The sequence below is a fragment of the Ruegeria sp. CK2 genome, from assembly GCF_056536585.1.
Genome location: NZ_JBQFPW010000009.1, coordinates 199,512 through 208,954, shown reverse-complemented (window position 1 = coordinate 208,954; position 9,443 = coordinate 199,512). Strand labels below are relative to the sequence as shown.

Here is a 9,443-nt window from a genome sequence, read left to right as displayed (position 1 = left end):
GCCGCACCTTTGGTGCGGCGCCACCCCCACTAATGTAAAAGCCCTTGTCAAAAGGGCATTTCACAGGCGGGAGGTTTTCAGGCTTTGATGACAACGCTTGGTGAGACGACATCGATGCCCAACGCCTTACCGACAGCGTAATAGGTCAACTTACCGGCGTGAACGTTTAGACCCGCTAACAAATGCGGGTCGTCCTGACACGCCTGTTTCCAGCCTTTGTCCGCAAGTGACAGCATGAAGGGCATCGTCGCGTTGCCCAATGCGATTGTAGATGTGCGCGCAACCGCCCCCGGCATGTTGGCAACGCAATAGTGCATCACTCCATCCACTTCGTAGATCGGATCGGCATGGGTCGTGGCCCGGGATGTTTCAAAGCAACCGCCCTGATCAATGGCGACGTCCACCAAAACCGCACCTGGCTTCATAGTGGAAAGCTGCTGACGGGTGACCAGTTTTGGGGCTGCAGCGCCGGGGATCAACACCGCACCGATAACCATGTCAGCGGTCTGGATCAGTTCGGCTGTTGCACCAGCGGTCGAATATTGGTTCTTGAACAGGCCGCCAAAAACATCATCCAGGTATCGCAACCGTGGCAGCGAACGGTCCAGCACGGTGACGTCCGCGCCCATACCGGCCGCGATCTTGGCTGCGTGAGTGCCGACGACGCCACCACCGATGACCACGACATTGGCGGGGCCCACACCAGGAACGCCACCCATCAGCACGCCGCGACCGCCATTGGCTTTTTGCAGGGTCCAAGAACCGACCTGAGGCGCAAGCCGACCTGCAACTTCGGACATCGGAGCCAACAGCGGTAGACCGCCACTGGCATCTGTGACGGTTTCATAGGCGATCGCCGTGCATCCGGATTCGATCAGGTCATGCGTCTGGTCCGGATCGGGGGCCAGATGCAGATAAGTGAACAGCAATTGCCCTTCCCGCAGCATCTTGCGTTCTACCGCTTGTGGTTCCTTGACCTTCACGATCATATCGGCCGTTGCAAAAACCTCCTCTGCGGTGTCCACAATGCGCGCTCCGGCCGAGACATAGGCCTCGTTTTCAAAGCCTGCGCCGATCCCGGCTCCGGTTTCGATCAGCACTTCATGACCGCGCGCAGTCGCTTCCTGAGCAGCGTTAGGGGTCATGCCGACGCGGAATTCCTGAGGTTTGATTTCCTTGGGGCAACCGATTTTCATTTGTGGTCTCCGTTTGTAAACTGCCTAAATTATGAGCATTTTTAGCGCAATTATTGTGAAACAAAACGTGCCTTTGGGCTGACTTTTGAAAGAATATCCCGTAGAAGCTAATCTTCTTGCAATGGATGTGCGTCAATGAGCTTGGATACGACGGATCGTAAGATTCTGGCCGCCCTGCAGCGAAATGGCCGCATGTCGAATGCGGAATTGTCCGAACAGGTGAATCTGTCACCATCAGCATGCCATCGCCGTGTGCAGCGGTTGGAGTTTGATGGGTATATCCGCAACTACGTGGCTTTGCTTGATGCCCGAAAAATGAATGTTCCAACAACCGTGTTTGTCGAGATCACGCTGCAAGGGCAGGCCGAGGAAGTTCTGGAAGCGTTCGAAAAGGCCGTGGCGCGTATTCCGGATGTGCTGGAATGCCATCTGATGGCGGGAACGGCGGACTATATCCTGAAAGTGGTTGCTGAAAACACCGAAGATTTTGCCCGTATTCACCGTCAGTATCTGTCGCGGTTGCCAGGGGTTGCTCAGATGCAAAGTTCTTTCGCTCTGCGTACAGTTTTCAAAACCACGGCTTTGCCGGTCTGATGTCTTAGACTGAACCGGGATACGTAAAGAGGGCGAGATGCAGGAAATTGAACCCGAAATGCATCGCTACAGGCACCCATAGACGACCGGTTGCAATGTAACCCATCCCAAGCCCCACGCCCAAAAGCGTTGCAAAAACCACCAACTCAAGCCCGCCGCCAATATGAGCAAGACCAAACAACAAGCTGGCGACAGCGATCCCGCCAGCCGTCCCTAGCTTTGACCCTAGCACCGGCTGCAGATAGCCGCGAAAGAACGCCTCTTCCGCCAAGCAAGTCAGGAACAGGTTTGAGAAGGCAAAGATCAACCACCAGGACGGCAGGCCAAACTCAAGTCGTACGGCTCCGGCATACAGCCCCAAAGCGAACAAGAGCGGGAGCAGTCCGGTTCCAAGTACAAGGGGCGCGATGCGTGTTCTTTGGTGGCTGTTCAACATTCCCGGACAGACCAGCAGGACCGCAAAAAACACCATTGGCTTGTCGACGTTAAGGAACATCGTGAAAGTAGAGCTGCCGGCACCTGCCGTCACCTGATCCAGAATACGTGTGTTGTTGAACCCGGGCAAAAGATGCGCACCTAGCGCCAAACACCAAATTATCAGTGCAATATGCCCGATGGCGGCGAGCCACCCTGATTGGTGTCGGAGGTGGAACGCACCTAGCAAACCAACACCCACAAGTGCAGTTGCCAGCGGTGACATCAGCCCGATGATCAAAGAGACGAGCCCGAACAAAGCCAATAGCGACAGGCCTAGGGCGGATCGCCCCGCGAATGCCGCCAATTGCGCCGTGATCAGGATCAGCCAAGGCCAGATTTCAGGCAGGAGAGAGAGAAATTGCGTCACGCCCATCTCATTGATTGGAGTCCGGCTGTGATGCCGCGCATTTGCACCTCAGCACAAGACGCGAATTTGATCTATAGCGGTAATGCCCATGCAATGCGTCGATTCTAACGCTTGTATCCACAGGGCGAGACGTTCACATTCAATCGGATACGGCACAGCTACCCCAGTGCCGAAAGTGCTTTGCAGGTTCGATCCGGTCAAGCCGGGGCATTGCGGTGACATCATTTTATCAGATGACATCAGGCAGTTACACACACCCGGTACGGTCCGAACCCGATGACTGAGAAGGAGCAGACCTTGGCATACGAAAACAATGGCGCCCCCAAAGACTGGCTCGAAGCCGAGCTTGAAGACACGTTGGACGAAGATTTTGAGATTGAATTCAGCGAACCCATGCTTTCGATGGAGGTTCGCAAGATCTATCGCGAACAGCATCCAGACATGTTGGATCGCAAGGTCTATTTTCGCAATCTGTTGCGGCTGCAGGCTGAATTGATCCGGGTTCAGGACTGGGTTCAGCACACGGGCGCAAAGGTTTGCATTCTGTTCGAAGGGCGCGATAGCGCGGGCAAAGGAGGGGTGATCAAACGTATCACACAACGGTTGAACCCACGTGTTGCACGTGTTGTCGCCCTGCCTGCGCCCAGCCGTCGTGAGCAGAGCCAATGGTATTTCCAGCGCTACGTGCCGCATCTGCCAGCGGCGGGTGAAATCGTGTTGTTCGACCGGTCCTGGTACAACCGCGCCGGGGTCGAACGCGTGATGGGGTTTGCAAGCGAGGATCAGGTCGAGCAGTTCTTTAAAGACGTTCCCGAGTTTGAGCGAATGCTTGTGCGCTCGGGGATCATCCTGCTGAAATACTGGTTCTCGATCACCGACGAAGAACAGCAGTTGCGATTCCTAATGCGTATTCACGATCCGATGAAACAGTGGAAGCTGTCGCCGATGGATCTGGAGTCTCGCATTCGTTGGGAGTCCTATACTAAAGCCAAAGAGGACATGTTATTTCGCACCAATATCCCCGAGGCACCCTGGTACATTGTTGAAGGCAACGACAAAAAGCGCGAGCGATTGAATTGCATCGAACACTTGCTGACGAGAATTCCGTATGACGATGTTCCGCAGGAAAAGGTTAATCTGCCGGATCGGCGGTACAATCCGGAATACGAGCGTCGCATCCTGCCCGACGAGTTGTATGTGCCTAAAATCTACTGACAGCAAACGGCCTAAGGTGGTGCGAGGCAGAAGCTACTGCCCCGCACCGGAGCGCCTGATCAGGCGGCGTCCATCATGCAGTCAAAGCTGAACGTGTTGAACATATAGAAGTCACAGGTATCGTCCGTGACCATGTCCACATCGTTTGCCGTCGCTTCTTCTTCCTGATTGGTTCCTGACCGCGGAACCATCTCGAAGGCATCCGTGTCACCCGCATCGTTTGCCGCTGTTTGGGTGGTGTTCCAGTTGAATTCATCCAACTGTGTGTGCAGCCCTTCGATGAATGATGTGAGTTCATCCAGGAAAGCCTGAACATCGAAACAGGCGAGTTCTGGTTCACCAGCATCGACCACGTCTGTTTCTGGGGTCTCTTCCCCGGGCTCTTCGGTCTCGGTGACGTCGGTGCCCGGCGTTTCAGGTTCTTCGGTTTCCGGGGTTTCTGTTTCAGGCTCCTCGGTCTCTGTGACATCAGTGTCAGGGGTTTCGGGCTCTTCAACCTCAGGAGTTTCCACTTCCGGCTCCTCAGTCTCGGTCACATCCGTCTCCGGAGTTTCCACTGTAGGTTCTTCCGTTGCGGGGGTTTCGGGTTCTGGCTCTTCTGTTTCCGTCACCCCAGTTTCCGGAGTTTCGACCTCTGGCTCTTCCGGCTCAGCGACTTCCTCGGTTGGGGTTGTGGGCGCGGGTGCTGTGGGGGCATTGCCGTTGTCCAGCATCACAGGACCGTCGGTGTTGGCAAAGTTCTGTGTGACCATGACGGCGTCATAGCCCTGCATGTCACCGGTTTCGATGCCGATTCCGATGTACTTGAAATCAGGGTTCAGTATGTTGGCCCGATGACCGGGGCTGTCCATCAGACCCTGATGCAGTTGAACGACGTCATCGTTGATGCCAGGCGCACCGCGTTCAGATTGCCAGGCAATGTTTTCGCCGGTGCGCCAGCTTCCCGACAGGTCAAACCCGGCATCTTGCATACGCTGAGTTGCCGAGGAGCCCCCCGATCCGGTGTGGCTGAATGTGTCCGAGTTCAGCATCCATTCGCTGTGATCCTCGGATGAGTCGTTCAGCCGGGTCTCAAGTTGCAGCGGATCAAGCCCGCGGGATGTGCGTTCCTGATTGATAAGCGCGAGCATTTCACGCTCGAACGTGCTTGCAGTCGACATAAGTGCCTCCGTTTTATGGTTGTGTCCTTGTGGACGCGGCCACTTAGAAGTGAGCATGTCGAGAGAAATAGGGAGGTCCGTTTATCGCGCGAATTTTGGCGACGCAGTGCTACCGCCGCGGGATTCGTTGCGCTGCAAAATGCCGGGCAAAATGCCGCTGACAGGAAAATGGCAGCTTGTCGCACGTATAAAAGCCGAGTCGGCGGATTGTATCCGGTCCCAAAAACGACAAACCCCCGGGCGATGCCTCGGGGGTCGTCAAATAGTGTCATCCAAAGCTGGACGAGTCAGGCAGCTCTTAGAGCAAACCTTCGCGCTGTGCTTTCTTACGTGCCAATTTACGGGCACGGCGGATCGCTTCAGCTTTCTCGCGCGCTTTTTTCTCGGACGGTTTCTCGAAATGTTGCTTAAGCTTCATTTCACGGAACACGCCTTCGCGCTGCAGCTTTTTCTTCAGGGCACGAAGCGCCTGATCGACATTGTTGTCGCGAACACTAACCTGCATGTGGTTGTCACCACCTTTCTAGATAGAGTTGCAAGGAAATTGCAGGAGTTGGCCGTATAGCAAAGCGCCCCTATGTTGTCTAGTACTGGGTCCGAGAACCGGAGAACCACCATGACCGTTACTTACGAAGACGCCAAACAGCAGTTGTTGAACGCCATTTTGAACCATGTTCCGTTCGACGGCTGGTCTGAAACAAGCTTTCGCGCTGCAATCACAGACAGTGATCTCGAGGACGGTTTGGCACGTGCCATTTGCCCACGCGGGGCAGTCGATTTGGCGCTGGCCTATCACGCTCGCGGTGACGCGGTTATGTTGGAACGGATCAAGACCGAAGATATGAGCGGCCTTAAATTCCGGGAAAAAATCGCTGCTGCCGTGCGCTATAGGCTTGAGGCGGTCGAAGATAAGGAACTTGTGCGTCGTGGGATGACCTTGTTTTCCCTGCCGATGCATGCGGGCGAAGGCGCCAAGGCCGTGTGGCAGACCTGCGATATGATATGGGACGCGCTGGGTGATACGTCGGATGATGTGAACTGGTATACCAAGCGTGCAACTTTGTCGGGCGTGTATTCCTCCACCCTGTTGTTCTGGCTGGGCGATGACAGCCCCGACCATCAGCGGGCATGGGAGTTTCTGGACCGCCGCATCGATGACGTCATGCAATTTGAGAAATTGAAAGCGCAGGTGAGGGACAACCCGTTGTTCAAGCCTTTCCTTGCGGTGCCCAACTGGCTGGCAAGCCAGGTGAAAGCTCCGATGAAGATGCGGGCCGACTTGCCCGGATTGCTCAACCCGCGAAAATAGAACCTCGTTCCATCTGGGCCTCTGTTCGGATGCCTGCTAGGCATTGAGCAAAGGAGATTTGCTCATGACTCAGATGATGCGCGCCGTTGAGATTACCAAGCCGGGTGGCCCCGATGTTTTACAGCTGACCGAAAGACCCGCGCCCGAACCGGGGGCAGGGCAGGTGGTTATCAAAGTCGCGTATGCCGGAGTCAATCGACCCGACGCACTGCAACGCGCGGGCGCTTATGATCCTCCGCCCGGTGCGAGTGATCTGCCAGGCCTTGAAGCGTCGGGCGAAGTTGTTGCTTTGGGCGCGGGGGTCGAAGGCCTGTCTGTTGGCGACCAAGTTTGCGCCCTGCTGCCCGGCGGTGGATATGCCGAGTATGTGGCTACTCCGGCTGCGCATTGCCTGCCGGTACCGCAAGGCATGGGCCTCAAAGAAGCCGCCTGTCTGCCCGAGACATTCTTTACCGTCTGGTCCAATGTCTTTACGCGCGGTGGTTTGAAAGCCGGCGAACGTTTCTTGGTCCATGGCGGATCCAGCGGGATCGGAACGACCGCGATCCAGTTGGCCAACGCATTTGGCGCAAGGGTGTTTGCCACTGCTGGGTCGGATGAAAAGTGCGAGGCTTGTGTCAATCTTGGAGCCGAAAAGGCCATCAACTATCGCGATGAGGATTTCGTTGGGGTCATGCGGGCCGAGGGGGGGGCGAATCTGATTCTCGACATGGTCGGTGGCGATTACATCCCTCGCAACGTCAAGGCTCTGGCCGAGGACGGACGCTTGGTGCAGATAGCCTTTCTGCAAGGTCCGATGGTCGAGTTGAACTTTGCGCTGATGATGGTCAAACGCCTGACGCTCACGGGAAGCACATTGCGGCCGCAAAGTGATCTGGCGAAAGCTCAGATTGCCCAGGATCTGCAGGAGGCCGTTTGGCCGTTGCTGGAGGCTGGCAAAGTTGCGCCGGTGATGGACAGTGCGTTTGATCTGTCGGATGCGGCTGCAGCCCACGCCCGGATGGAAAGCTCTGGTCACATCGGAAAGATCGTTCTGAACGTATCGGGGTAACCCTGGTCAAACGGATGGGTCAGGCGACTGCGCGTCGATACAGGTGCCAGGTCGCATGACCCAATATCGGCATAACCACAATCAGTCCCAGCAACATCGGGATGGCACCGATCACCAGCAGGGCTGCGACGATGAAACCCCAGGTCAGAATAACACCGGGATTGTGCCGCAGCACGCGGACCGAGGTCACCACTGCAACCGGGAGACCGACTTTCTGATCAAGCAGTAACGGGAAACTGACGACGCTAACGGCCAGGGCGCATAGGGCAAACAGAAATCCAACGGCCGTGCCGAACAGGATCATGGTCCACCCCGCTCCGGTTGTGAGAACCTGCGTGGCAAATGCAGCGAAGGATGTGGGTGGTTCCGGGCCTAAAGTGTGAACGTAAATGCTCTGCGCGACCATCAGCCAGATGAGCAACAGCATCACAAGATAAAACCCCAACACAAGGATGGCGCCAAAGGACGGTGATCGGAACACGCCGAAGGCGTCCAGCCAATGCACCTCGCTGCCTTGCTCACGCTTGCGGCTGATCTCGTACAATCCTACCGCAGCGACCGGGCCGATCAGGGCGAACCCCGCGACGAGTGGCGCCAGCAATGGCACCAAATTCATGTTCAATGCGAATCCGAACATCAACAGCCCGGCGATCGGGTAGATCAATACGATAAAGATCGCGTCTGCCCGTGTTTCGAGAAAATCGTGGTATCCGGCCCTCAAACAGGCACGCAAGTCCTGCAGGGTGAGTGTTTGGACCATGGGCAGCTGTTTTGTATCCGAACTGCCGATCCGGGAAACGCTTTCCGAAACGTGATCACCTGTCGCCCCCAGACTCTGGGCGGCCCAGCTGATCGGATTTCCGATTGTTTTAGCCATTTTCATCCCTTTCCTGGCGATTTCTGCGCCGCGGAATGGATCCGGCTCTGGTTGCCCGTGGCCGGTCCAGCCGGCAACACTTGGGACCAGTATACCACAATTTGCCGGATATCGGGATCAACACCGCAAGATCATCTGATTGCCCCATCTTGCAGGCATGTTAGCGTAGGATCAGACACGAGGAGGTCAGCATGCCGCAAACATCGCGTACGGTTGTCATTCATGAATTCGGCGGGCCAGAGGTCCTGAAGATCGAAGACCAGCCGATTGGCGAACCCGGCCCGGGCGAGGTTCTTATTCGTCACCATGCCTGCGGGTTGAACTTTATCGATGTTTATCAGCGCACAGGCCTTTATCCGCTGGATCTACCGCACGCACTTGGCATGGAAGCTGCCGGTCTGGTTGAGGCTGTGGGCGAAGGCGTGATCCATCTGGAGCCGGGTCAACGCGCTGCCTATGCTGCGGCCCCATCCGGTGCGTATTGCGAAGCCCGGGTGATGCCCGCTGCGCAGGTCTGCCCTCTGCCGAATGGTATTTCATACGATGCCGCAGCCGCGATGATGTTAAAGGGCCTGACGGTCGAATACCTGTTCCACCGAACAACTCCGCTGAAACGGGGGGATACCGTCCTGTTCCATGCGGCTGCCGGAGGTGTGGGATTGATTGCCTGCCAATGGGCGAAGTCCGAAGGCATCACCCTGATTGGAACCGCAGGTACGAATGAAAAATGCAGTCTGGCGCAATTCAATGGTGCTGCGCATTGCATCAACTACCGGACAGAAAATTTTGCCGAGCGCGTGGCCGAGATCACAGGCGGTAAAGGTGTCGATGTGGTTATGGATTCGGTTGGGGCAGATACGTTCGAAGGATCTTTGGACTGCCTGAAACCGTTGGGTATGATGATTTCCTTTGGCAATGCGTCTGGCCCGGTTCCGCCGGTGAACATCGGTGTTCTTGGTCAGAAAGGATCGCTCAAGATCACGCGGCCAACTCTATTCACGCATATCGCCGATCACGCGGTGTGTCAGGCGATGGCGCGGCGTTTGTTTGGAAAGGTCGAAGGGCGCGAGGTCAAGATACATATTGATCAGCGTTTCCCTTTGGATCAGGTCGCCGATGCGCATCGCGCGCTTGAAGCGCGACAGACCACAGGCAGTACTATTCTGGACGTCTGAAACAAAAAGACCCGGCGCGATA

At 56.1% G+C, this 9,443-nt stretch carries 10 protein-coding genes; 5 read left to right on the top strand and 5 right to left on the bottom strand.

Translation table 11 applies throughout. The features are described from left to right. Positions 1–77: 77 nt before the first annotated feature. On the bottom strand, positions 78–1,196 hold the full coding sequence (gene ald, locus ACR0BU_RS15300; protein WP_480736529.1) for an alanine dehydrogenase: 1,119 nt from the start codon (positions 1,194–1,196) through the stop codon (positions 78–80). A gap of 135 nt (positions 1,197–1,331) precedes the next feature. Here ald and ACR0BU_RS15295 point away from each other — a divergent pair, with 135 nt between their 5' ends. Next, positions 1,332–1,790, top strand: coding sequence for an Lrp/AsnC family transcriptional regulator (locus tag ACR0BU_RS15295; protein WP_298935412.1), 459 nt, complete (start codon positions 1,332–1,334; stop codon positions 1,788–1,790). A 4-nt stretch (positions 1,791–1,794) separates the two neighbouring features. Here ACR0BU_RS15295 and ACR0BU_RS15290 read toward each other — a convergent pair whose 3' ends face one another. After that, positions 1,795–2,634: a CPBP family intramembrane glutamic endopeptidase gene (locus ACR0BU_RS15290; RefSeq protein ID WP_480736528.1), complete on the bottom strand. Its 840-nt coding sequence runs from the start codon at positions 2,632–2,634 to the stop codon at positions 1,795–1,797. 297 nt (positions 2,635–2,931) lie between these two features. Here ACR0BU_RS15290 and ppk2 point away from each other — a divergent pair, with 297 nt between their 5' ends. Next, positions 2,932–3,849 carry a polyphosphate kinase 2 gene (ppk2, locus tag ACR0BU_RS15285; protein ID WP_480736527.1) on the top strand — a complete coding sequence of 306 codons (918 nt, stop codon included), beginning with the start codon at positions 2,932–2,934 and terminating at the stop codon, positions 3,847–3,849. Between the two features lie 59 nt (positions 3,850–3,908). Here the strand turns inward: ppk2 and ACR0BU_RS15280 are convergent, their stop codons facing one another. Then, positions 3,909–5,009 (bottom strand): CAP domain-containing protein, encoded by a 1,101-nt coding sequence (locus ACR0BU_RS15280; protein WP_298935408.1) that lies wholly within the window; start codon positions 5,007–5,009, stop codon positions 3,909–3,911. 298 nt (positions 5,010–5,307) lie between these two features. After that, positions 5,308–5,514, bottom strand: a complete 207-nt coding sequence (rpsU, locus tag ACR0BU_RS15275) for a 30S ribosomal protein S21 (RefSeq protein ID WP_005614280.1) — start codon at positions 5,512–5,514, stop codon at positions 5,308–5,310. Between the two features lie 111 nt (positions 5,515–5,625). Between rpsU and ACR0BU_RS15270 the strand changes: the two genes are divergently transcribed. Then, positions 5,626–6,318: a COQ9 family protein gene (locus tag ACR0BU_RS15270; protein ID WP_298935406.1), complete on the top strand. Its 693-nt coding sequence runs from the start codon at positions 5,626–5,628 to the stop codon at positions 6,316–6,318. 64 nt (positions 6,319–6,382) lie between these two features. Then, a complete protein-coding gene (locus ACR0BU_RS15265) occupies positions 6,383–7,369 on the top strand; it encodes an NAD(P)H-quinone oxidoreductase (RefSeq protein WP_298935405.1) in 987 nt (328 codons plus the stop codon). A gap of 19 nt (positions 7,370–7,388) precedes the next feature. On the opposite strand, the gene ACR0BU_RS15260 is transcribed toward ACR0BU_RS15265, so the two are convergent. Continuing rightward, positions 7,389–8,246, bottom strand: coding sequence for a DUF2189 domain-containing protein (locus tag ACR0BU_RS15260; protein ID WP_480736524.1), 858 nt, complete (start codon positions 8,244–8,246; stop codon positions 7,389–7,391). A gap of 191 nt (positions 8,247–8,437) precedes the next feature. Here ACR0BU_RS15260 and ACR0BU_RS15255 point away from each other — a divergent pair, with 191 nt between their 5' ends. Then, complete coding sequence (locus tag ACR0BU_RS15255; protein WP_480736523.1) at positions 8,438–9,421, top strand: quinone oxidoreductase family protein; 984 nt, start codon at positions 8,438–8,440, stop codon at positions 9,419–9,421. The last annotated feature ends 22 nt before the right edge of the window (positions 9,422–9,443 follow it).

Coding starts and splice junctions, on each gene's coding strand:
- ald (WP_480736529.1), bottom strand. CDS start 1,196: ATGAAAATCGGTTGCCCCAAGGAAATCAAACCTCAGGAATTCCGCGTC.
- ACR0BU_RS15295 (WP_298935412.1), top strand. CDS start 1,332: ATGAGCTTGGATACGACGGATCGTAAGATTCTGGCCGCCCTGCAGCGA.
- ACR0BU_RS15280 (WP_298935408.1), bottom strand. CDS start 5,009: ATGTCGACTGCAAGCACGTTCGAGCGTGAAATGCTCGCGCTTATCAAT.
- rpsU (WP_005614280.1), bottom strand. CDS start 5,514: ATGCAGGTTAGTGTTCGCGACAACAATGTCGATCAGGCGCTTCGTGCC.
- ACR0BU_RS15270 (WP_298935406.1), top strand. CDS start 5,626: ATGACCGTTACTTACGAAGACGCCAAACAGCAGTTGTTGAACGCCATT.
- ACR0BU_RS15265 (WP_298935405.1), top strand. CDS start 6,383: ATGACTCAGATGATGCGCGCCGTTGAGATTACCAAGCCGGGTGGCCCC.
- ACR0BU_RS15260 (WP_480736524.1), bottom strand. CDS start 8,246: ATGGCTAAAACAATCGGAAATCCGATCAGCTGGGCCGCCCAGAGTCTG.
- ACR0BU_RS15255 (WP_480736523.1), top strand. CDS start 8,438: ATGCCGCAAACATCGCGTACGGTTGTCATTCATGAATTCGGCGGGCCA.